This window comes from Pseudomonas sp. P108, assembly GCF_032613195.1.
In the GTDB taxonomy this organism is placed as follows: domain Bacteria; phylum Pseudomonadota; class Gammaproteobacteria; order Pseudomonadales; family Pseudomonadaceae; genus Aquipseudomonas.
Genome location: NZ_CP126691.1, coordinates 1,846,768 through 1,867,649, shown reverse-complemented (window position 1 = coordinate 1,867,649; position 20,882 = coordinate 1,846,768). Strand labels below are relative to the sequence as shown.

Below are 20,882 nucleotides of genomic sequence, written 5' to 3'. Positions count from 1 at the left end.
AGTCAACAATTGAGTCAACTGACCGAATGCATTCGCGAGCAGGCTCGCTCCCACAGGGTCTGGCGGTGCGTTTTAAAACGGATTCTGCCGTGGCAAGCGCTGCGACAACTCATCAAGCAACTTCTGCTCGCGCTTGTCTTCAAGGCGCTGCGCCTCTTCGCGATAACGCTGCACCAGTTTGCGCAGCCCTTCGACCTTGGCGAACGCCTGTTGCCATTCCTCACGGGCCTTTTCGAGCTTGTTCTGGTGCCAGACCAGGCTCTGGCGCTGCTGATCAACCGCCGTGTCGAGTTGCGCCAGAAAGCCCTGAAAACCCAGCAGCCATTGGCCGGTCACGCCTGTGGCGCCGCGTACGATCCATTGCTCGGAGTAGTCCAGACGGAAGGCATTGAGGTCGGCGAGTTTGCTTTCGGCGACCTTCACCTGACCCTGAAAATAGCCCAGGCGTTGCACGGCGGTTTTCTCGGCCTGTTCGGCCATGTCCACCACCGGCGCCAGACGCGCGGCTCGACTGACAGTGGCCATGACCGGTTAGCCGCCCGCCGCCGGGGCAAACAGGGTTTCGAGGTAAGCCTGGCTTTCGCCCATGTTGATTTTGTCGTTGAGGCCCTGACGCTGATACCGGACCAACTGCGGTTGCAGGGAGATCGCCAGATCGGTCTCGCGGTCGCCACCGGCAACGTAGGCACCGACGCTGATCAGATCGCGGCTCTGCTGATAGCGCGACCACAACTGCTTGAAGTATTGCGCGCGCTGCATGTGTTCCGGCGAGACCACCGCCGGCATCACCCGACTGATCGACGCTTCGATGTCGATGGCCGGATAGTGCCCTTCCTCGGCCAGACGCCGGGACAAGACGATGTGACCGTCGAGCACGCCTCGGGCCGAGTCGGCAATCGGGTCCTGCTGGTCATCGCCCTCGGACAACACGGTGTAGAACGCGGTAATCGAACCGCCGCCCTTCTCTGCGTTACCGGCACGTTCAACGAGTTTCGGCAATTTGGCGAACACCGATGGCGGATAACCCTTGGTCGCCGGCGGCTCGCCGATTGCCAGGGCGATTTCCCGCTGCGCCTGAGCGAAACGGGTCAGCGAATCCATCAGCAACAGGACGTTCTTGCCCTTGTCGCGGAAATATTCGGCGATGCGCGTGCAGTACATCGCTGCGCGCAGACGCATCAGCGGCGCATCGTCCGCTGGCGAGGCAACCACGACGGAGCGTTTGAGGCCTTCTTCACCGAGGCTGTGCTCGATGAATTCCTTAACTTCTCGACCCCGCTCACCGATCAGACCAACGACGATAATGTCGGCCTCGGTGAAGCGCGTCATCATGCCCAGCAATACCGATTTACCGACACCGGTACCGGCAAACAGACCCAGACGCTGGCCACGCCCGACCGTCAGCAAACCGTTGATGCAACGGATGCCGACGTCGAGCGGCACGCTGATCGGGTCACGGTTGAGCGGGTTGATCGTCGGGCCGTCCATCGGCACCCAGTCTTCGGCTTTCATGCCGCCCTTGCCGTCCAGCGCACGGCCGGCGCCGTCAAGCACGCGACCGAGCATGCTCATGCCCATCGGCAAACGCCCGGTATCAGCCAGTGGCACCACACGGGCACCCGGGGCGATGCCGGCGACGCTGCCGACCGGCATCAGAAAGACTTTGCTGCCGGAAAACCCCATGACTTCCGCTTCCACCTGGGACGGGTGATAGCTGTCGTCATTGATCACCAGGCAACGTGTGCCCATGGCCGCGCGCAGGCCTTCGGCTTCGAGGGTGAGGCCGACCATGCGCAGCAGGCGACCTTCAAGAATCGGCGCGCCGGCAATCTCGGTGGCCTCAGCGTAAGTGCTCAGGCGCTTGGCGAAACTGGTGCGTTCAAGGCGCATCGGGTTCGTCCGCGAGCGGCTCTTCAGGCAAGGACGCCGGTTTTACGTCTTCTGGAATGTCCAGGCTCAGATCCGCTTCAGCCGGGTGCAAAGCCTGTTCGTGCAACTGATCGAACAGCTTGGCCATAACCTGGACAATGCGGGTTTCAATGCTGGCATCGATGCGGCTGTGCTCGGTTTCAACCCGGCAGCCGCCCGGCAGCAGCGCTTCGTCCTCGACGATGCGCCAGGTTTCCTCATGACGTTCGCGCAGGGCCTTGGCCTGTTCGAAGTCCTGCGGATTGACGTACAGGCGCACGTTGTCGACGCCCAGCGGCAACAGCTTGAGCGCATCGCGCATGACGTGTTCGATCTGGCTGGAATCGATGGCCAGTTCGCGCTTGATCACCTGTTTGGTGATGTGTTGCACGAGGTCGACCAGCGACTTTTCGATCTGCGTATCTTGCTCGGCGATCGGCTCGAACAGGTTCGCCATCAGTTGCTCAAGGCTGGCAAGTTTTGCCGCCAGCGCCACTTCAGCTTCCTGACGGACCTTGAGCGTGGCGCTGTGAAAACCTTCTTTTTCGCCGATGCCGAAGCCCTCGTTGTAAGCCTCCTGACGGATGCTTTCGAGTTCTTCCAGGGTCAGTGGCTGGACTTCTTCCAGCGGCACTTCTTCCATTTCCGGCGGTTCGGGCTCCGGCTCGGGCTCGGGTTCCGGTTTCGGCGGGTCGAAGCTGGGCATGGCCCAGGATTCGAAACCACGGACATCGCGGGCACGGATCAGATCCGTCACATCGTCGTCGTGCTTGTCCATGGGCTTAGATCATTTCCTCGCCACCTTTGCCACCGAGTACGATTTCGCCGGCTTCGGCCATACGACGGGCAATGGTGAGGATTTCTTTCTGCGCGGTTTCGACGTCGCTGACGCGCACCGGGCCCTTGGCCTCGAGATCGTCGCGCAACAGTTCGGCGGCACGTTTGGACATGTTCTTGAAGATCTTCTCTTTGACGCCTTCGTCCGAACCCTTGAGGGCCAGCACCAGCACGTCGGAAGACACTTCGCGCAGCAACGCCTGGATGCCACGGTCGTCGACATCGGCAAGGTTGTTGAACACGAACATGAGGTCTTCGATCTGACCGGACAGGTCTTCGTCGACTTCGCGGATCGAGTCCATGAGCTGGCCTTCGATCGAGCTGTCGAGGAAGTTCATGATGTCCGCCGCACGCTTGATGCCACCCAGGGTGGTGCGCGAGGCATTCGAGTTGCCGGAGAACTGCTTCTCGAGAATCTGGTTGAGCTCTTTCAGTGCTGCTGGCTGCACGGTGTTCAACGACGACACGCGCAGGATGATGTCCAGACGCACCTTGTGGTCGAAGTTGCCGAGCACTTCACCGGCCTGATCCGGGTCGAGATACGCGACCACGATCGCCTGGATCTGCGGGTGTTCGTAACGGATCACGTCGGCAACGGCGCGCGGCTCCATCCATTTCAGGCTGTCGAGGCCGCTGGTGTTGCCACCGAGCAGGATGCGGTCGATCAGGCCGTTAGCCTTGTCTTCACCCAGGGCTTGGGTGAGCATTTTGCGCACGTAGTCGTCGGAACCGACGCCGAGGCTGGTCTGGTCGCCGACGATGTCGACGAACTCGCTCATGACCTGCTCGACCTGTTCGCGATGGACGTTGCCCATCTGCGCCATGGCCACGCCGACGCGCTGAACCTCTTTCGGGCCCATGTGGCGCAGCACTTGCGCGGCATCGGTCGAACCCAGGGACAGCAGCAGAATCGCGGCTTTGTCGACCTTGTTCAGTTTGACGGTTGCGGCTCGGTTATCACTCATCTGCGTTAATCCACTCTTTCACGACCTGAGCCACGCGACCCGGATCCTCGGCCACCAGACTCTTGATTGCATTCAGTTGCGCGTCATAACCCTCACTTGGGCTCGGCAACAGAATGCTCTGCGGACCACCGAGGCTCACGCGGTCGTTGGAAAGTTCGCCGTCCAGGCCGCCCATCCCGCCGAGTTCCACGTCGCTGCCAAGACCGGCCAGCTCCTTGTCTTTGCCGCCGCCGGTGATGTTGTTGAGCACCGGACGCAGCACACCAAACACCAGCACCAGGATGAACAACACACCCAGCACTTGTTTGACGATGTCCCAGAACCATGGCTGGGAGTAGAACGGAATATCGGCAATCACTTCGCCGCGCTCGGCGGAGAACGGCATGTTGATCACGCTGACGCTGTCGCCACGGCTGGCGTCGAAACCGACGGCGTCCTGGACCAGACGGGTGAAGCGCGCCAATTCGTCGGCGCTCCACGGCGCACGGGTGGTTTCGCCGTTGGCCGCGTTGACCTTGACCTGATCGTCGACCACCACCGACACCGACAGACGATTCAGGCGACCCTGCTGCTGTTTGGTGTGGCTGATGGAACGGTCGAGTTCGAAGTTCTTGGTCGATTGTTGACGCTTGTCCGCCGGGTACGGCGCGAGCATCGGCTGGCCGGTGGCCGGATCCATGATCTGCTGACCATTGGCATCGACCAATGGCTGACCTGGCTGCACCATCGCGGCCGGCGCGGCGGCGCCACCGGTGGTTTGCGGTGCCGAGGCTGGCGACGGCGGCTGGTTGCTCAGGGCACCCGGCACACCTTGCGGGCCATTGCTGGCGGTACGTTGTTCGTTGACCGACTGCTCGCTGCGCAACGCCGGTTGATCCGGGTTGAACTGCTCGGCTGTGGATTCGACGGCATTGAAATCGATATCGGCCGAGACTTCAGCCTTGTAGCGATCGTTGCCCAACACCGGTTGCAGAATGTTGTGCACGCGCTGGGTGAGCATGCTTTCCATGCGACGGCTGTAGTCGAACTGCTTGCCGGCCATGGTCATTTCGGAGTTTTCCGCCTGATCGGAGAGCAGGTTGCCCTTCTGATCGACGACGGTGATCTGCGATTTGCTCAGCTCGGGAACGGAAGTCGCCACCAGGTTGATGATCGCAATCACCTGACCCGGCTCCAGCGAACGACCGGAATACAACTCGACCAGGACCGAGGCGCTTGGCTTGCGCTCATCACGCACGAACACCGAACTCTTCGGAATAGCCAGGTGCACGCGGGCACCCTTGACGTTGTTCAGGCTGGAAATGGTCCGCGCCAGTTCACCTTCAAGGCCACGACGGTAACGCGTCGCCTCCATGAACTGGCTGGTGCCCAGACCTTGTTCCTTGTCGAGGATTTCGAAACCGATGTTGCCGTCGCTGGGAGTGACACCAGCAGCAGCGAGTTTCATCCGCGCACGGGACAGGTCGTCGGCCTTGACCAGCAAGGCGCCGGAATTCGGTTCGACGTTGTAAGGAATGTCGGCGGCGGCCAGGGTTTCCATGACCTGCTTGGCGTCCATGCCGGCAAGGCTGCCGTACAACGGGCGGTAATCCGGCTGCTGCGACCACAGCACCACGGCAAAGCCAATCGCCACGCTCGCAGCCAGGCCGACCAACAGGCCCACCTGACGCAGCATGGTCATCTCGGAGAGGTTTTCCAGGAAGGACAGGCCGAACAGCGGCGGTTTGCCGTCTATCGGGGTGGCCTTGGCCGGAACGTTATCGGCGACTGCTTCTGCCATGACTCAATCTCGTCCTTAAACCGGCATCTGCATGATGTCTTGATAAGCCTGAACCAGTTTGTTGCGCACCTGGGTCAGAGCCTGGAACGACACGCTGGCTTTTTGCGAAGCGATCATCACGTCCGTCAGATCGACGCCGCTCTTGCCCACTTCAAATGCGTTGGCCAACTGAGTCGACGCCTGCTGGGTATCGCTGACCTTGTTGATCGCCTGACCGAGCATGTCGGAAAAGCTGCTGCCCGCCAGTTCAGGGACAGCGGTCGTCGATTTCGGCGCAGACATGGCATCCAGCTTCATGGCCTTCATGTCTGTCATCAACCGATTAAATTCAATACCTTGGCTCATGGTCTACTCTCTTGGGCGGCCCGCAATTTTTTGACACTCACTCGGCGGGTACACAGGTATTAGCAACAAGGGTGCCAGCTCATGGACACCCCTTTCAGAAAAGCATTTTCAATTTTTTGCGGCACGTCTCAGGTGGCGAACAGATAACCTTCGACGTCCATCCCGGCATCGCGCATTTGCGCCAGTTTGTAGCGCAGGGTGCGCGGGCTGATACCGAGCTTTTCTGCGGCTTCCTTGCGTCGTCCACGCTCGGCGCGCAGGGTGTCGATAATCATCTGAAACTCCCGGCGGCGCAGGTCATCGCCCAGTGCACCGGCAGAATCCGCTTCGATTTCCACTTCGCGAATCACAGCAGAAACCGGCGCGCTGACGGGCATCGCGGTGTACGTCACGGGACCGGCCAGGCAGAAATCCTGCGGCTGAATCAAACCACCCTGCTGCAGGATCAGCGCACGCTGAATGGCGTTATCCAGCTCACGCACATTGCCCGGCCACGGATAAGCCGTCAGACACGCTTGCGCCTCAGGCGAGAGTTTCGCTGTGGCGTGCTTCATTTTATTGACGTGTTTGGCCAGCAACCTTTCGGCCAGCGGCAAGATATCGGCAGTGCGCTCGCGAAGTGGACGCCAAGCGAGAGGAAAAACCGACAGACGGTAAAAAAGATCTTCACGGAACCGCCCCGCCGCCACTTCGCCGGCCAGATCGCGGTTGGTGGTGGCGACCACGCGTATATCCAGAGCAATCGGTTTACGCGCACCGACGCGCTCGACCTCGCGCTCCTGCAACACGCGCAGCAGTTTGGCTTGCAGGCCAAGGGGCATTTCCGAGATTTCGTCGAGCAGCAGCGTGCCGCCGTCAGCCTGTTCGAATTTGCCGGCCTGCGCCGCGATGGCACCGGTGAACGAACCCTTCTCGTGACCGAACAGCGTCGCCTCGAGCATGTTGTCCGGGATCGCCGCGCAGTTGATCGCAATGAACGGCTGGCTGGCACGATGGGATTGCTGGTGAATGTAGCGCGCCAGCACTTCTTTGCCAGTACCGGACTCGCCGGAAATCAACACGGTAGAATCGCTGCGCGCCACTCGTGCGGCCAATTCGAGAAGTTGCGCACTGGCCGGTTCGACGGCAATAGGGCCTTCGCTTTCGCTCGCGCCAATAGTGCCCAGTGCATGCCGCGCCACCAGGTCCAGCAAAGCCTTGGGTTCGAACGGTTTGACCAGATAATCCGCCGCGCCTTGGCGCATCGCATCGACCGCGCGCTCGACGGCGCCATGAGCGGTCATCAGCAACACCGGCAATTGTGGCTGGCGAGCACGCAACAGCGCGAGCAATTGATGACCATCCATGCCTGGCATGTTGACGTCACTGACCACCAGACTGAACGCTTCGCGCGTGACCGCCGTCAACGCGTCTTCAGCGCATCCGACCGCCTGATAATCGTGCCCGGCCAGCAGCAACGTATCAGCCAGTGCTTCACGCAACGAGCGGTCATCCTCGACCAGTAAAACCTTGATGCCCATGACGTTCACTCAGCTCCCTGTACTGCGGAAAACAGCGGCAGGATGACCTGCGCGCACGTGCCACGCCCGACTCGCGAACGCAGCAGCAATTCTCCCTGATGTGCACGCGCTACCGCTTTGACCACGGTCAGGCCGAGGCCAGTACCGGTGACTTTGGTGGTAAAAAACGGTTCGCCGAGCCGCGCCAGAACAGCCGGTTCGATGCCGCTGCCACTGTCGCTGATGCACAGGCGCAGGCTGTTGTCGCGGGTGTAGCAATGCACTTTCAGGCGAACGTCGCCGGCACTGGCCTGAATCGCGTTTTCAATCAAATTCAACAGTGCCCCGACCAGCGTGTCGCGATTGCACAACAGCTCGCCGACATGACTGTCGCACTGCCAGCGGATGGGCAGATCCTGCACATGGGTCAGCGCCGCAGCTTGCAGGGCCTGCATCAAAGCGTTGGGTGTGAGGCGGTCGGTCAACGGCAATTCACCGCGAGCGAACACCAACATGTCGCGCACCTGATGCTCCAGCTCATGCAGACGCTCTTTCAGGCGCCCGGCGAAACGCTGCTGGGTGGCGACCGGCAACTCCTGCTCAGTCAAATGACTGGCGTAGAGCAAGGCAGCCGACAATGGCGTGCGGATCTGATGCGCCAGCGAGGCGACCATGCGCCCCAGCGAAGACAAACGCTCGTGGCGCGCCAGTTGATCTTGCAGATGACGGGTTTCTGTCAGGTCGTTGAGCAGCACCAACTGACCCGGCTCGGCGTCCAGCGAGCGGGTGGCAATCGACAGGCGTCGACCATTTTTCAGAGATATTTCATGACCGTCGTCTTCACGCGGGGCAAAACAGCGGGCAATGACGTGGCGCCACAATTCGCCTTCAAGCGGCAGCCCGAGCAACTCGATGGCAGCCGGGTTGGCCTCGTGCACCATGCCGTGACCGTCAATGACGATGACACCACCGGGCAACAGATCAAGAAGGTTTTGCAGACGATTGGCCAAGCGCTCTTTTTCGGCCAGCTCCTGCATGCGCTGGGCGCTGACTACCGCCAGCTCTCCCTTGAGCTCGGTCACCCGCGCCTCAAGCATGCTGTAGGAGTCTGTCAGTTGGCTGGACATCTGGCTGAACAGCTCGAAGGCCTGCTCAAGACCCTGTCGGCTTGCCTGTTCTACGGAGGACGGTTGCCCCTCGGGACTGGAGGCAGAAGACATCTGGGCGGCTTGGGGCATTGTGCTTCTCGCTTGGCTGACCGTCAGTTAAACGGAACGTTGCGAGGGCTGTAGCAATACCCGTGCCTAAAAAAAACTGCTTATAAATGAAGCAGTTGAAAAACAGGCGTCAATCCTCCGCCTGTTCATCTCCATCGCGCCGGCTCATGCCGTACTTGCGCATCTTCTCGACCAGCGTGGTACGACGGATACGCAGACGTTCAGCGGCACGCGCCACAATGCCATTGGCATCGTCCAGCGCCTGCTGGATCAGGCCCTGCTCCAGACCACCGAGGTAGTCCTTCAGGTCCAGGCCTTCCGGCGGCAGCATGGCGTTGGCGGTGAAGTCCGGCGTATGGCCATTGATCGCCACGCGCTCTTCGAGATCACTGCGCAGGCTGTCGACCATTTGCTCGTCTTCGTCATCGACGTAGCGGAATTTCTTCGGCAGTTCGACCACGCCGATCACCCCGTACGGATGCATGATCGCCATGCGCTCGACCAGGTTGGCCAGCTCGCGGACGTTGCCCGGCCAGCCATGACGGCACAGGGACATGATCGCCGCCGAGTTGAAACGGATCGAACCACGCTTCTCGTGCTCCATGCGCGAGATCAGTTCGTTCATCAGCAACGGAATATCTTCGACGCGCTCACGCAGCGGCGCCATCTCGATCGGGAACACGTTCAAGCGATAGTAAAGGTCTTCGCGGAAGGTGCCGATCTCGATCATGCTTTCGAGATTCTTGTGCGTTGCGGCAATGATGCGCACGTCGACGCTTTGGGTCTTGTTGCTGCCCACGCGCTCGAAGGTGCGCTCCTGCAGGACGCGCAGCAGTTTGACCTGCATCGGCAGCGGCATGTCGCCGATTTCGTCGAGGAACAGCGTACCGCCGTTGGCCAGTTCGAAGCGGCCGGCACGACTGGTGATCGCACCGGTGAAGGCGCCCTTCTCGTGACCGAACAATTCGCTTTCGAGCAGCTCTGCCGGGATCGCCCCGCAGTTGACCGGAACGAATGGCGCATCGCGACGCTTGGAATGGTAATGCAGGTTACGCGCAACCACTTCCTTGCCGGTGCCGGACTCGCCGAGGATCAGAACACTGGCGTCGGTGTCGGCGACCTGCTGCATCATTTGGCGCACGTGCTGAATCGCACGGCTGGTGCCAACGAGGCTGCGGAACAGGTTGGGTTCGCGATGACGACCGCGCTCGCGGGCCTGGTCATACATCTCGCGATAGACCTGGGCACGGTGCAGGGAGTCGAGCAATTTGCTGTAGCTGGGCGGCATTTCGAGGGTCGAAAGCACTCGGCGACGCTGGTCTTCAGGCAAGTCAACGGAAGAATTATCGCCCATCAACAAAACCGGAAGGAACTCATCCCAGGTTGAGAGTGTCTTTAACAAGCCCAAAAGCGCGCCAGGAGCATTAACGGTCCCGATCAGTACGCAAATGACCTCACGACTAGACGACAAAGAGCCGACTGCCTGCTGCCAGTCATGGCTGCCGCAGGGTAAATTTTCTTCGCCGAGAAAATTTAGAATCACCGCCAAGTCGCGGCGGCGGACGCTATCGTCATCGATCAGCAGAATTTTGGTTTCACGCCACATGCAATAGCAACTTCCCTAGTCAACTCAATGCCCGAAAAATGGGGCAAGCGAGACGCTTGCAGGACACCATGTGCCTGTAGACGCCTGAAATCTGAAAACAGCCACTAGTTAAGTCAAAAAACCGTGCACAGTCAAATTTATGGCGCACATGTCTGGATTAACTGGGGGTTAATTAACCAAACAGATGGTAAACCTTTGCCGCGTTCTGCGCTTGGGTGATCTGCGACATCTCGTTGGCAATCGCTTGCCGCTCACCCATGGCCACCTCAAGAAGCTCCTTGTAGACATGGAGCAACTCTTCAAGATTGTCGCGCAACGCGACTTCATCAAGCGCAGCCTCAGCCATGACGTCTTCCATGCAGGAACGGCAAGCCAGATCCAGCTCGCCAATGGCTTCCCAATTACGCTCGGCCAATGCTGTGACCAACGCTTCACGGGTATCGGCGATTCGCTGCAATACAAGACTCATGACGATCTCCTTCAGAACTGCGGAGCTGGCGTAGGCGCGATCGCATCCCAGCCTTCTTTTACCGTACTCAGCAAGCCTGCAACCTCGTCGAGAATGCGCAGATCACTGCTGATGTTCGCCTCGGCGAGGCGCTTCATCATGTAGATGTACAGCCCGTCCAGATCAGCCAGGGTGTCTGCGCTGTTTTCAAGGTCGAGGCCTTCGCGCAGACCACTGACAATGCCGATCGCCTTGCTGATCGAAGTGCATTTGCCTGGAATGTCCTTGCGCTCGATGGCGCCTTTGGCCTGAGCGATACGGGCCAGTCCACCTTCCATCAACATTTGCACCAGACGGTGCGGGCTCGCTTCGGATGTCTGAGCGTGTGCGCCGACTTTCTGATACTGCCGAAGGGCTAACATCGGATTCATGTTCTACCTCATTGCCACAATGACTCGTATAACCAGTGTATCGCCAACGAATCACAAAACTTTAGAGCAGAAGACAAAAACCCGGCACACGCCGATAAAGCGTAGCCGGGTTTTTGTCGTTCCTGCCTGTTACTTCGCGGATTGCTGCGCGTTCAGCGAGCTGAAGAACGACGTGATGTTGCTCGCCGTAGCCTTCATCTGCCCTACCAGCAAGTCCATGGCGTTGTACTTGGCAGTCAACGTCTTGGTCAGGTTGGCCACACGCAGGTCCAGCGCCAATTGCTGCGACGTGAGGCTGCGGGTGTTGTTGTTCAGAATGGTCATACGTTGATCAAGCAGACCGCTGGTGGTTTTACCATCAGCAGAAGCTTTGAGGTACGGATCGACCGCCTTGGTCATGCGCGCCAGCAGACCGTTCTTGTCGTCGGTGCCGGTGAACAACTGCTGAACCTGACCCGTCATGCCTGGCTGAGACATAGCCTTGTTGAAGGCAGTAGCGTCCAGCGTCAGCTTACCGGTGTCGCGATCAGTCATGACACCGATCTGCGACAGCACACCCAGCTCGCCTGGCGACGAAGTGGTCAACTGAGCACGAATGTCTGCAATCAACGTACGCGGCAGAGAGTCACCGGTAAACGCGGCCTGCACCGTCAACTTGCCATCTTCGTCTGGCGTTGCCTTGGACAGGCTATCGATGGTGGTCTTGAGCGTGTTGAAGGCGTCGACGAATTGCTGAACAGAAGCCTGCAAGCCCTTGGTGTTGGTATCGACTGAGACCTTCACCGCCGTAGGGCTGGCTTCTACCAGGTTCATGGTCAAGCCACTGATGGCGCCGCTCACCGTGTTGCTTTTGCTGGTCACGGTAAGACCATCGATGGTCAGCTTCGCATCCTTGGCAATGGCGCCCACAGACCCTGAATCACCGGCGGTCGGGGTGGCAGACATGACCTTGGTGCCATCGATTTCCAGACCGGCAATGCCACTGACCGTCAGGTCGGAGCCGGCGCCCGTCTTGTTCGAACTGATCACCAGACGCGAAGCACCCGAGCTGTCGGTCACGATGTTGGCGGAAATGCCGTTGACACCCTGCGCCTTGTTGATGGCGTCACGGGTGGTCTGCAACGTGGCATTGGCCGGAATATCGACATTGTAATCAGTGCCATTCTGACTGATTTTCAGGGTACCACTCGGAATGGCACTGGCCGCGCCGCCGGCGAAGGATGCACTGGCTACTTTCGAGCCGGTGGCCAGGTTATTCACCACGACACTGTATGTGCCCGAAACAGCCGTGTTATCGGAAGTAGCAGTCAGCGTTGCCGGGGTAGCCGAGGTCGCCGTGTAACCGGCAAACGCAGGGTTGGTCTTGCTGCTCAGATCGGTCATTGCCTTCTGGTAGGCCGCCAATGCGCTTTTCAGCGTACCGACACCGGAAATCTTCAGGGTGTTGGTTTTGGTCGCAGTATCGATCTGCGTCTGCTTCGGCGACTTGTCGGCGTTTACCAGCGCGGTGACGATCGCGCCGATGTCCAGGCCGGAACCCAGTCCGGAACCCGGTAGAATTGGACTTGCCATGTGCATCTCCCTTCAGATTGTTGCCATTCTTTTGACCGTTACACGCGTCCTGAGAACGGACAAACACTATTCATGCCAGCTATCAGACTTTGGCGTCGAACAACACGTGACTCGCATTGGCGAGGCTGTCTGCCAGCTTGAGGGCTTCTGCGGAGGGAATCTGTCTTACGACCTCACCCGTCTCGCTTGCGATCACCTTGACGATGACCTTCCCGGAGTGTTCGTCGATCGAAAACTCCAGATTGCGTTTGATCGACTGTACAAACTTTTCGATCTCCTGCACCGCCAGTTTCAACTTGGCGTCGTCCGTTTCCTGACTCTTGGCAGCGACCGGCGCTTCAGTCTTGGCAACTTTAGGCATCTCTGACGATTTGTCAGCAACCGGTGGCACTGGCTTGGGAGCCGGATAAGACACGTTAAGCTTTACGCTCATGTCCATGCCCATCACCTCTTAACGAAAAAAGCGAGAGAGCGCGACAAGCGCACCCCCCCGCTCAAACTCATTCCGAAATTACTGAAGCAGCTTCAGTACAGCGGAAGGCAGTTGGTTGGCTTGAGCCAGTACGGAGGTCGAAGCCTGTTGCAGGGTTTGCTGCTTGGTCAGGTTAGCAGTCTCTGCGGCGAAGTCGGTATCTTGTACGCGACCTTGTGCAGCAGTGGTGTTCTCGGTGATGTTCTGCAAGTTCTGGATGGTGCTGGTCAGACGGTTTTGCGAAGCACCCAGGCTGGCACGAGTTGCACCGATGGCAGCGATTGCAGCGTCGATCGCGGTGATCGCGTTGTCGATGTTCTGCGAAGCGCCAGTTACGGTAGCACCGGTCAGGGACAGAGTACCGCTACCTACCGACAGGCTTACTGCGTCGAACTTGGAGCTCAGTACCAGGTCGATGTGGTTAGCCGAACCGGTGTTTGCGCCCACTTGCAGGGTCACAGTACCAGCCGAACCGTCCAGCAGGTTTTTGCCGTTCAGGTTGGTCGAAGCCGAGATACGGGTGATCTCGTCGGACATCTGAGCGAATTCAGCGTTGGTAGCGGTCTGGTCAGCAGTGCCGTTGGTACCGTTACGTGCTTTAACAGCCAGTTCACGCATACGCTGCAGGATGTCGGTAGTAGCTTGCAGAGCGCCTTCAGCGGTCTGGGCAACGGAGATACCGTCGTTGGCGTTCTGGATGGCTTGGGTGTTACCACGGATCTGCGAGGACATACGGTTCGAGATCTGCAGGCCAGCGGCGTCGTCTTTAGCGCTGTTGATTTTCAGGCCGGAAGACAGGCGCTGCATCGAAGTCGACAGAGCGTCGGAAGCGCGGTTCAGGTTTTTCTGAACGTTCAACGACGTGGTGTTGGTGTTTACTGTTAAAGCCATGACGAATTCCTCGTTGGTTGGGTACTGCGGCTTCCGGCCCTGGCAACCGCCGGGTATGGCCTAGAGAACCTTCGTAATAGTTATCGTCGGGTTTGCAGGTTGCTTGAGGGCTTTTTGAAAAAAATTTGCCATCACCCTGCCACCCCCGAGAAAACAAAGACTTAGCAGCCCATCCGCCGCGAAAAAATGACGTCATAAAACCGACTGCCGCGCAAACCTGCGGGCCAGTGCTGTCGGCGTGTTCAGGCCCGAACACTTCCCAGCAAATCCACCAGCTCGTACTCCATAGAGTCAGCCAGCCCCAACCAGTCCTGGCGCTCCTGGCACTCGAGCATTTGCATTAACAGCTGCGCCCACTCCTGCTGAACCTCTGCCGGGGCAGACGCTAAACATTGCTGGGCCTTTTCAAACACATCGACCATCGTCAGCGCCGCTTCGACATCGCGCCCGAGGCGAAACAAACCCGCACACTGGCGACATTCATCCTTACAGAGGCTCAGCGTACTCATCGCACAAACTCCGGGTTGAAGCCGGTTCCGGCGATCAGCGCCCCGGAGCGGCTGCTGTTGAGAAATTCGACCTGTGGATGTGCAGCGATATAGCGCTCCAGCACACACAAATAACCGCGAAAGTTGAGCTGTGTGGTCACCCGCTGACCATGGCCATCGCGCACCCAATGCCGCGCCTGATTCACCGGTGGCCCCAGATCGCCGTCGTTCCAGCCTGCATGGGTCTTGTTCATCGGGAAGGCGAAGTCAGCACCAAACAGCGTGATGCCGGTGGCACCCATCTTTACCGCCAGATCCACCGCCGGGTGAATCACACTGCCGCCCACGTGCAACTGCGCTCGCGGGTGTTGCTCACGCAGATTCGCGTAGATCGGACTCGCGGAATAACCACCGTAACGCTTGCCCTTCCACGCCTTCAACACCGACGGATCGCTCATCGGCAGATACACCAGCGGGATGCCGTCGGACTCCTCGAACGGCAGATGGCGAAAGCTGATGCGCTGATCAATGCTCACCACCAGGTCAGGCACAATCCCGTGTTCGCGCAGCGGTCGATACGCAGTGTCGACACAGATGAACAACGGGCGTTCGGCGCGTTGACGGATTGCCGCCAGACGCTGGTAATGCTGCTCCAGCGTCGGCCCGGTGGCGATCACATAGACTTCCCGGCCGGCACAGGTGCCGAACAACTGCGCCACATCCGCATCGGCGAGCAGCACCGGCAGGCATTCCTGCAAACGCTGTTGAATCTGCGGTGACTGCGGATCGAAATCCCGATTGTTGAAGCTCAGGTGCACTTCGCTGACCAAGCGATCACGCACTTTCGCGTTGAAATCGTCGGCCAGCAGCATCTCGGCAGGCAGGGCAAAAAACGGCGTAAAAAAGTCTGGATGGTCGCCGGCGTAAAACAACTCGACGCGCGGATCTTCCAGCCAATGGCGCTGATCGAGCAGTTGCACCACCAGCGCGAACAATGCGCCATTGAGGATGTGCACGTACAGACGCTCAAGCCCTTCACGCTCCAGTAGCACGCTGGGCAAATCGCCGAGGCCGGTACCGTAGACATGCAATTGCGGCTTGTCCGCCAGGCTTGCCGCCTGAATCCGGGCTTCATGGATGCGGTCATGGCGGCTGGTGAGCTGAACACCATTAACGCTGAGCGTCGATCCCAACCCCTGCACCAGTTCGGCCTGGACTGCCGCACTGTCTTCCGCCATCAGTCGCTCGAACAGCGCCGGCCAGCGCCGTTGCAACACCTCGGCATTGGCTTGAAAAAACTCGCTCATGGCGCCTCGCGCTCCCTTACAGGCAAAAAAATAGCGTTCAAGGTTAACCTTGAACGCTATTTTTGTATCCGCCGTTTTTGATCAGACTCAAGGACGATAGATGATCGCCGAGCCCCACGACAGACCGACACCAAAACCGCTCAGGGCAATACGCTGCCAGTCGGAATCGATGACGTGTTTTTCCAGCAGCAACGGAATGCTCGACGACACGGTGTTACCGGTCTCAACCATGTCTTTGATGAATTTTTCCGGCTCGCCTTCGAAACGTCGCGCCACCGCATCGACAATTGCCGCACTGCCCTGGTGAATGCAGAAGGCATCGATGTCATCCGCCTTCAGACCTGAGTCATCCAGCAACTCGTGCAAGTGTGCCGGGACTTTCAGCAAGGCAAAGTTGAACACCTGACGACCGTTCATGAAGAACACGCCATCGGTCACTTTCAAATGCGGTGCACCGGAACCGTCAGTGCCGAACTTGGCTTTGCCCAGTGCCCAGGTCGGCTCTTCGCCCATCCACGTAGCCGTCGCGGCATCGCCGAACAGCATGGTGGTGTTGCGGTCTTCAGGGTCGACGATTTTCGAATACGGGTCAGCGGTGATCAGCAGACCATTCTTCAGGCCAGCGGCTTCCATGAAGCCCTTGATCGCGTAGATGCCGTAGACGTAACCGGAGCAGCCCAGGGAAATATCGAACGCCGCAACGTTGGTCGGCAGACCGAGTTTGTCCTGCACGATGGCGGCGGTGTGTGGCAGGCCTTCTTCGTCACCGTTCTGGGTGACGACGATCAAGGCGTCGATCGACTCACGCTTCAGTTCAGGGTTGCTGGCAAACAGCGCATTGGCCGCTTCCACGCACAGATCGGAGGTTTCCTGTTCAGCGTCTTTGCGTGGCAGAAACGCCGAACCGATCTTGCCAAGGATGAACTCTTCATCCTTCTCGAATTTTGCACCTTGTGCGTAATTGTCCACGCCGGCTACAGGAACGTAGCTCGCAATGCTTTTTATGCCAATCATTACGGCTTCCCAATAAAAAACAGCCCAAGACCACCGCTCGCAAGGATTTCGAGGGGCGCCGACAAATAGAAAACGGCCGCCACAACGGGCAGCCACGGGGAGCGCAAAGGGCTATCACTGGAATCGAAAACGAGCCAGGCGCCATCTCCCCGATCAATACAATACAGTGAAGATGCGCGTTATGACTCGCAGGTCACGCTATTTTGCCGAATCGGTGCAGATCGGGTTATTCGACCAACGACCAGTCCAGAGGCGTGCCGCGCTTGATCGGCGCGCGGGCGCGGCGGCCGAGGACGGCGTCGGTGTGCTTGGGCGGCAGACCGAGACCCGGGCGAATGGCGCGCAGATTGTCCCCGGTAAAGGTGTCACCGGCGGCCATGTCAGCCGTGACATACAGCGAGCGGCGATACACCAGCGACTTGCGTTCAGCCTCTGTGACGCCGTAATGCACCTGCCCCATGGCCTGCCAGGCGCGCTCGGTTTCCACCACCAGACTGGCCATTTCTGCCGGCTCCAGCGAGAAACTGGCATCGACGCCACCCGCTGAACGGTCGAGGGTGAAGTGCTTTTCCACCACCGTCGCGCCAAGCGCCACCGCCGCCACCGACACGCCAACGCCCATCGAGTGATCGGACAGCCCCACTTCGCAACCGAACAACTCACGCAGATGGGGAATCGTGCGCACGTTGCTGTTGAGCGGCGTTGCCGGGTAAGTGCTGGTGCATTTGAGCAACACCAGATCTTTGCAACCGGCCTCGCGCGCGGCGCGAACGGCCTCATCCAGTTCAGCGATGCTGGCCATGCCGGTGGAAATGATCAGCGGCTTGCCGGTGGCGGCCACACGACGGATCAACGGCAAATCGGTGTTTTCGAAACTGGCGATCTTGTAGGCCGGAACATCGAGGCTTTCGAGAAAGTCCACGGCGCTGTCATCGAACGGTGTCGAGAACGCGAGCATCCCCAGTTCCTTGGCACGAGCAAAAATCGGTGCATGCCATTCCCACGGTGTATGGGCTTTTTCATACAAATCGTAGAGCGAAGTACCCGCCCACAGACTGCCCGGATCCTTGATGAAGAATTCGCCCTCAGACAAATCCAGCGTCATGGTTTCGGCGGTGTAGGTTTGCAGCTTCAGCGCATGCGCCCCCGCCTTGGCCGCTGCCTCGACAATTTGCAGGGCGACGTCCAGTGACTGGTTATGGTTGCCGCTCATCTCGGCGATGATGAAGGGTGGCGCGTCGGCACCGATCAAGCGGTTGCCGATCTTGAAACTAGTCATGCGGGGAATCCTTCAAAACACGGGTGAACGCACAAGCACTCTGAGTGAACCCGGCGTCACGAAACACATTCAACGAGGGACGATTGTCCGGCAACACCCGAGCGGTGATGACCTTCAGTTGCGGCCAGTGCGCGGCAACAAATGCCTCACCACGGGCCAATAGCGCCCTGCCCCACCCCAGACCCATCCGCCGTTCGAGCAGGTAAATCGAGACTTCGGCTTCAAACCCGCGCAGGTCATACCGCACAACGCCGACCGCGCCGTCATCCGCCTCGGCGATCAACAGCAGACGCTGTGGGTTGCGCAAACTCGCCGTCAGCCAGTTCAGGTGCTGCGGCCAGTCGATCACGCCGCTGTCCAGCGACCAGCGCCGTACCGTTTCGGCATTACGCCCCTCGAACAGCAACTGCGCATCATCCAGAGTCGCCGCACGCACCTTCAGCACCGCACCGGCCAGTGCCACCGCGACACGCTCGGCACCACGCCCGTCGACCAGTTGTCGCGAGCGCTCGGCCAGGCTTTGGCGCAAATAATGATTGCCGGTGACAAAGCCGATGGCGTCGCGCAACTGCTCGACACTGACCTGCTCACGAGCGCCCATGAACACATGCGCGCCCGCCGCGGCCATGACTTCGCCGTTGCTCTGCTGGTTGTTCGACACGGCGATACAGATCGTCGGCAACCCCATCGCCGCCCGCTCCCAACTGGTACCGCCACCGGCGCCGATAAACAGATCCGCTTCAGTCATGCGCTGATGGAAATCGCTGACGAAGCTGTGCAGGCGCCAGTTCGGCCGCGTCTCGGCCAAGGCCTGCATCGGCGTCCACGCCGGATTGTCGGCACCGGCGACAAAGTCCACTTGCAGATCGCTGTATTCGGCCAGGGCGAGCATTGCGTGATGAGTCTGCATGGCCGCATCGAAGCCGCCGAAATTCACCAGCACGCGGCGAGCCCTGGGTTTGATTTCGATGGCCGGGCAACAGAACTCTTCGCGCAACATGGCATAGCGCGGGCCAAGCAAGGTGCGACAGCCGTCGGGTAACAGCGGCTGATAATTTTCATGCAGACCGGACAGATTCTGATTGAGCAAAAGATCCGCGCTGTAGCGCCGGGTAGCCAGATCGTCGACTGCCGCTATGCGCTGCGCCCAGCGCCGGGCGGCGGTTTGCCAGTGATGATCGAGGCCGTAATGATCGACGATGATCCAGTCGAACCCGGCATGGCCGGCCAACAACAGATCCAGCGCGTCGATGTCGGCCTGCCACGGCAGCATGGATTCGATGGCTTGCTGTGGGTCTTCATCACAATAGAGATCCGGCAACGCAAATGTCTCGAACCCTTCGGCGCTCAGCATATCGAGCCGATGCCCCGGCAATTTTCGACAGGCAAACGCGACATGGCTGCCCTGCCCGCGCAACACTCGCGCCAGCGTCAGGCAGCGGGCAATGTGGCCGCTGCCGATGGTTGGCGAGGCGTCGGCACGAATCAGTACTCTCATTGCAACTCTCCACCCGCCTTGAGCGCGGCGTATAGGTATTCGGCGCGCTTCCAGTCTTCAAGGGTGTCGATGTCCTGCACCAGATGCCGGGGCAGAATCACCGGCAGGCTGGCTGGCGAATAGAGCACCTCGCCGCGCAACCACGCCTCAGTGCGCCCCCAGTAAAACTGACCGGCGTCCTGAAATGCTTCGGGCAAATCCTGCGAACGTGTATTGCGAAATTCCGGATACAAAGCGCTCAACGCACCCTGCCCGTCCAGCGTCAGCGCACGCTGCACCGGAAAACCGAAACTGCACACGGAGAACGCGAAAGACTTGTCCATGTGCTGCTCAAGCAACTCGATGCCCTGGCGCAGATAGCGTGCCTGCAACAGCGGCGCCGTGGCATACACGCAACAGGCGTAATCGAACGCCGGCAACTGCTGCAAGGCATGCACGATCACTGCCGCCGTGCCGGTGAAATCGTCGGCCAGGTCTGCCGGGCGCAAAAAAGGCACCTGCGCGCCATGGGCTCGCGCCACATCGGCAATTTCGGCATCGTCGGTGCTGACCACGACCTGATCGAACAAGCCCGATTCCAGCGCAGTGCGGATCGAACGGACAATCATCGGCACGCCATCGAATGGCAAGAGATTCTTGCGCGGGATGCGTTTGCTGCCGCCACGGGCCGGGATGATTGCAACGTTGCTCAAGGACGTTTTTCCAACAAGAACCAAGTGATGTCGTCCGCCGGGAATTGCGGATCGCGGTGATAGGCAAAACCGTAATCGAGCAGGTGCAGATCGGCATAGCGATCGAGCATCTCACCGGCAAAATCGCGCTTGAACAGCTTGCCGCTGTTGCCACGATAGGACACTTCCACCGGTGCCGGATTGTAATACTCGGCGATCAGGATGTAGCGCTGGCTCAGCTCGTACAACTGCGCATAAGCGGTCGGCAACAGCTCCGGGGCCAAGTGAATCAGCACGCCTTTACTCAGGGTCAGGTCGTAGCGGCGCTCGCGCGGGAAATCGAACAGCGAGCCATGCCAGATCTGTGCGATGTCCAACGCCCGTGCCTGAGCACAGGCGCTGTCATTGATCTCGACGCCGAACAGCTCGCAACGGGGCAGCAGTTGATGCAACGCCTGCAAATTGTTACCGGCGTTAGTGCCCAGTTCGACCAGGCTCTCGATGCCTGCGGCACGGCTCAGGGCTTTGGCAAACAACGCCAGATTCGTCGCCACCAGCGGTTGGCCGACATTGCGCTCGACGTACTGGTTACCGAAGTCGCCCTGCCAGAACTTTTCCTGCTCACTCAAATGACGCATTGCAGATACTCATCCT

Annotated in this window: 21 protein-coding genes; all 21 read right to left on the bottom strand. The window is 59.5% G+C overall.

The genetic code is table 11. The annotated features are described in order from the left end of the window. Window positions 1-72 precede the first annotated feature (72 nt). The 21 genes from fliJ to QOM10_RS08085 all read right to left on the bottom strand — a co-directional run bounded on the left by fliJ (window position 73) and on the right by QOM10_RS08085 (window position 20,866). Window positions 73-525 carry a flagellar export protein FliJ gene (gene fliJ / locus QOM10_RS08185; RefSeq protein WP_127926314.1) on the bottom strand — a complete coding sequence of 151 codons (453 nt, stop codon included), beginning with the start codon at window positions 523-525 and terminating at the stop codon, window positions 73-75. 6 nt (window positions 526-531) lie between these two features. Then, the gene (fliI, locus tag QOM10_RS08180) at window positions 532-1,890 is read right to left on the bottom strand and encodes a flagellar protein export ATPase FliI (RefSeq protein ID WP_064119534.1); all 1,359 of its coding nucleotides are present in this window, start codon (window positions 1,888-1,890) and stop codon (window positions 532-534) included. Next, window positions 1,880-2,686 carry a flagellar assembly protein FliH gene (gene fliH, locus QOM10_RS08175; RefSeq protein WP_316917850.1) on the bottom strand — a complete coding sequence of 269 codons (807 nt, stop codon included), beginning with the start codon at window positions 2,684-2,686 and terminating at the stop codon, window positions 1,880-1,882. Before fliH ends, fliI begins: the two co-directional genes overlap by 11 nt. A gap of 4 nt (window positions 2,687-2,690) precedes the next feature. Then, complete coding sequence (gene fliG / locus QOM10_RS08170; protein WP_007920042.1) at window positions 2,691-3,710, bottom strand: flagellar motor switch protein FliG; 1,020 nt, start codon at window positions 3,708-3,710, stop codon at window positions 2,691-2,693. Further along, a complete protein-coding gene (gene fliF / locus QOM10_RS08165) occupies window positions 3,703-5,490 on the bottom strand; it encodes a flagellar basal-body MS-ring/collar protein FliF (protein ID WP_316917849.1) in 1,788 nt (595 codons plus the stop codon). Before fliF ends, fliG begins: the two co-directional genes overlap by 8 nt. A gap of 15 nt (window positions 5,491-5,505) precedes the next feature. Next, complete coding sequence (gene fliE, locus QOM10_RS08160) at window positions 5,506-5,835, bottom strand: flagellar hook-basal body complex protein FliE (RefSeq protein ID WP_123452716.1); 330 nt, start codon at window positions 5,833-5,835, stop codon at window positions 5,506-5,508. A 128-nt stretch (window positions 5,836-5,963) separates the two neighbouring features. Then, window positions 5,964-7,355, bottom strand: coding sequence for a sigma-54-dependent transcriptional regulator (locus tag QOM10_RS08155; RefSeq protein WP_150773856.1), 1,392 nt, complete (start codon window positions 7,353-7,355; stop codon window positions 5,964-5,966). Window positions 7,356-7,360: 5 nt separating this feature from the next. Further along, window positions 7,361-8,572 (bottom strand): sensor histidine kinase, encoded by a 1,212-nt coding sequence (locus QOM10_RS08150; RefSeq protein ID WP_127926311.1) that lies wholly within the window; start codon window positions 8,570-8,572, stop codon window positions 7,361-7,363. 109 nt (window positions 8,573-8,681) lie between these two features. Further along, window positions 8,682-10,157, bottom strand: a complete 1,476-nt coding sequence (locus QOM10_RS08145; protein WP_007920053.1) for a sigma-54 dependent transcriptional regulator — start codon at window positions 10,155-10,157, stop codon at window positions 8,682-8,684. A 172-nt stretch (window positions 10,158-10,329) separates the two neighbouring features. Then, the gene (locus QOM10_RS08140; RefSeq protein ID WP_316917848.1) at window positions 10,330-10,626 is read right to left on the bottom strand and encodes a flagellar protein FliT; all 297 of its coding nucleotides are present in this window, start codon (window positions 10,624-10,626) and stop codon (window positions 10,330-10,332) included. An 11-nt stretch (window positions 10,627-10,637) separates the two neighbouring features. Further along, window positions 10,638-11,036: a flagellar export chaperone FliS gene (fliS, locus tag QOM10_RS08135; RefSeq protein WP_095122701.1), complete on the bottom strand. Its 399-nt coding sequence runs from the start codon at window positions 11,034-11,036 to the stop codon at window positions 10,638-10,640. A 129-nt stretch (window positions 11,037-11,165) separates the two neighbouring features. Continuing rightward, window positions 11,166-12,608 (bottom strand): flagellar filament capping protein FliD, encoded by a 1,443-nt coding sequence (gene fliD / locus QOM10_RS08130; protein WP_150773757.1) that lies wholly within the window; start codon window positions 12,606-12,608, stop codon window positions 11,166-11,168. Window positions 12,609-12,690: 82 nt separating this feature from the next. Continuing rightward, window positions 12,691-13,047 carry a flagellar protein FlaG gene (locus QOM10_RS08125; protein WP_108226850.1) on the bottom strand — a complete coding sequence of 119 codons (357 nt, stop codon included), beginning with the start codon at window positions 13,045-13,047 and terminating at the stop codon, window positions 12,691-12,693. 72 nt (window positions 13,048-13,119) lie between these two features. Further along, complete coding sequence (locus QOM10_RS08120; protein WP_007920059.1) at window positions 13,120-13,971, bottom strand: flagellin domain-containing protein; 852 nt, start codon at window positions 13,969-13,971, stop codon at window positions 13,120-13,122. 242 nt (window positions 13,972-14,213) lie between these two features. Beyond that, window positions 14,214-14,480 (bottom strand): hypothetical protein, encoded by a 267-nt coding sequence (locus QOM10_RS08115; RefSeq protein WP_127926309.1) that lies wholly within the window; start codon window positions 14,478-14,480, stop codon window positions 14,214-14,216. Next, on the bottom strand, window positions 14,477-15,766 hold the full coding sequence (locus tag QOM10_RS08110) for a motility associated factor glycosyltransferase family protein (protein ID WP_316917847.1): 1,290 nt from the start codon (window positions 15,764-15,766) through the stop codon (window positions 14,477-14,479). The genes QOM10_RS08115 and QOM10_RS08110 overlap by 4 nt, the downstream gene beginning before the upstream one ends. An 87-nt stretch (window positions 15,767-15,853) precedes the next feature. Beyond that, window positions 15,854-16,780 (bottom strand): ketoacyl-ACP synthase III, encoded by a 927-nt coding sequence (locus tag QOM10_RS08105; protein ID WP_016984292.1) that lies wholly within the window; start codon window positions 16,778-16,780, stop codon window positions 15,854-15,856. A gap of 226 nt (window positions 16,781-17,006) precedes the next feature. Beyond that, on the bottom strand, window positions 17,007-18,059 hold the full coding sequence (gene pseI, locus QOM10_RS08100; protein WP_095050171.1) for a pseudaminic acid synthase: 1,053 nt from the start codon (window positions 18,057-18,059) through the stop codon (window positions 17,007-17,009). Further along, window positions 18,052-19,557, bottom strand: a complete 1,506-nt coding sequence (pseG, locus tag QOM10_RS08095) for a UDP-2,4-diacetamido-2,4,6-trideoxy-beta-L-altropyranose hydrolase (RefSeq protein ID WP_316917846.1) — start codon at window positions 19,555-19,557, stop codon at window positions 18,052-18,054. The genes pseI and pseG overlap by 8 nt, the downstream gene beginning before the upstream one ends. Further along, window positions 19,554-20,249, bottom strand: a complete 696-nt coding sequence (gene pseF, locus QOM10_RS08090) for a pseudaminic acid cytidylyltransferase (protein ID WP_316917845.1) — start codon at window positions 20,247-20,249, stop codon at window positions 19,554-19,556. Before pseF ends, pseG begins: the two co-directional genes overlap by 4 nt. After that, a complete protein-coding gene (locus tag QOM10_RS08085) occupies window positions 20,246-20,866 on the bottom strand; it encodes a pseudaminic acid biosynthesis-associated methylase (RefSeq protein WP_127926304.1) in 621 nt (206 codons plus the stop codon). The genes pseF and QOM10_RS08085 overlap by 4 nt, the downstream gene beginning before the upstream one ends. Window positions 20,867-20,882: the final 16 nt, after the last annotated feature.

Excerpts from the sequence above, each read along its gene's own strand:
- fliJ (WP_127926314.1), bottom strand. The coding sequence starts at position 525 with ATGGCCACTGTCAGTCGAGCCGCGCGTCTGGCGCCGGTGGTGGACATG.
- fliI (WP_064119534.1), bottom strand. The coding sequence starts at position 1,890 with ATGCGCCTTGAACGCACCAGTTTCGCCAAGCGCCTGAGCACTTACGCT.
- fliH (WP_316917850.1), bottom strand. The coding sequence starts at position 2,686 with ATGGACAAGCACGACGACGATGTGACGGATCTGATCCGTGCCCGCGAT.
- fliG (WP_007920042.1), bottom strand. The coding sequence starts at position 3,710 with ATGAGTGATAACCGAGCCGCAACCGTCAAACTGAACAAGGTCGACAAA.
- fliF (WP_316917849.1), bottom strand. The coding sequence starts at position 5,490 with ATGGCAGAAGCAGTCGCCGATAACGTTCCGGCCAAGGCCACCCCGATA.
- fliE (WP_123452716.1), bottom strand. The coding sequence starts at position 5,835 with ATGAGCCAAGGTATTGAATTTAATCGGTTGATGACAGACATGAAGGCC.
- QOM10_RS08155 (WP_150773856.1), bottom strand. The coding sequence starts at position 7,355 with ATGGGCATCAAGGTTTTACTGGTCGAGGATGACCGCTCGTTGCGTGAA.
- QOM10_RS08150 (WP_127926311.1), bottom strand. The coding sequence starts at position 8,572 with ATGCCCCAAGCCGCCCAGATGTCTTCTGCCTCCAGTCCCGAGGGGCAA.
- QOM10_RS08145 (WP_007920053.1), bottom strand. The coding sequence starts at position 10,157 with ATGTGGCGTGAAACCAAAATTCTGCTGATCGATGACGATAGCGTCCGC.
- QOM10_RS08140 (WP_316917848.1), bottom strand. The coding sequence starts at position 10,626 with ATGAGTCTTGTATTGCAGCGAATCGCCGATACCCGTGAAGCGTTGGTC.
- fliS (WP_095122701.1), bottom strand. The coding sequence starts at position 11,036 with ATGAATCCGATGTTAGCCCTTCGGCAGTATCAGAAAGTCGGCGCACAC.
- fliD (WP_150773757.1), bottom strand. The coding sequence starts at position 12,608 with ATGGCAAGTCCAATTCTACCGGGTTCCGGACTGGGTTCCGGCCTGGAC.
- QOM10_RS08125 (WP_108226850.1), bottom strand. The coding sequence starts at position 13,047 with ATGGACATGAGCGTAAAGCTTAACGTGTCTTATCCGGCTCCCAAGCCA.
- QOM10_RS08120 (WP_007920059.1), bottom strand. The coding sequence starts at position 13,971 with ATGGCTTTAACAGTAAACACCAACACCACGTCGTTGAACGTTCAGAAA.
- QOM10_RS08115 (WP_127926309.1), bottom strand. The coding sequence starts at position 14,480 with ATGAGTACGCTGAGCCTCTGTAAGGATGAATGTCGCCAGTGTGCGGGT.
- QOM10_RS08110 (WP_316917847.1), bottom strand. The coding sequence starts at position 15,766 with ATGAGCGAGTTTTTTCAAGCCAATGCCGAGGTGTTGCAACGGCGCTGG.
- QOM10_RS08105 (WP_016984292.1), bottom strand. The coding sequence starts at position 16,780 with ATGATTGGCATAAAAAGCATTGCGAGCTACGTTCCTGTAGCCGGCGTG.
- pseI (WP_095050171.1), bottom strand. The coding sequence starts at position 18,059 with ATGACTAGTTTCAAGATCGGCAACCGCTTGATCGGTGCCGACGCGCCA.
- pseG (WP_316917846.1), bottom strand. The coding sequence starts at position 19,557 with ATGAGAGTACTGATTCGTGCCGACGCCTCGCCAACCATCGGCAGCGGC.
- QOM10_RS08085 (WP_127926304.1), bottom strand. The coding sequence starts at position 20,866 with ATGCGTCATTTGAGTGAGCAGGAAAAGTTCTGGCAGGGCGACTTCGGT.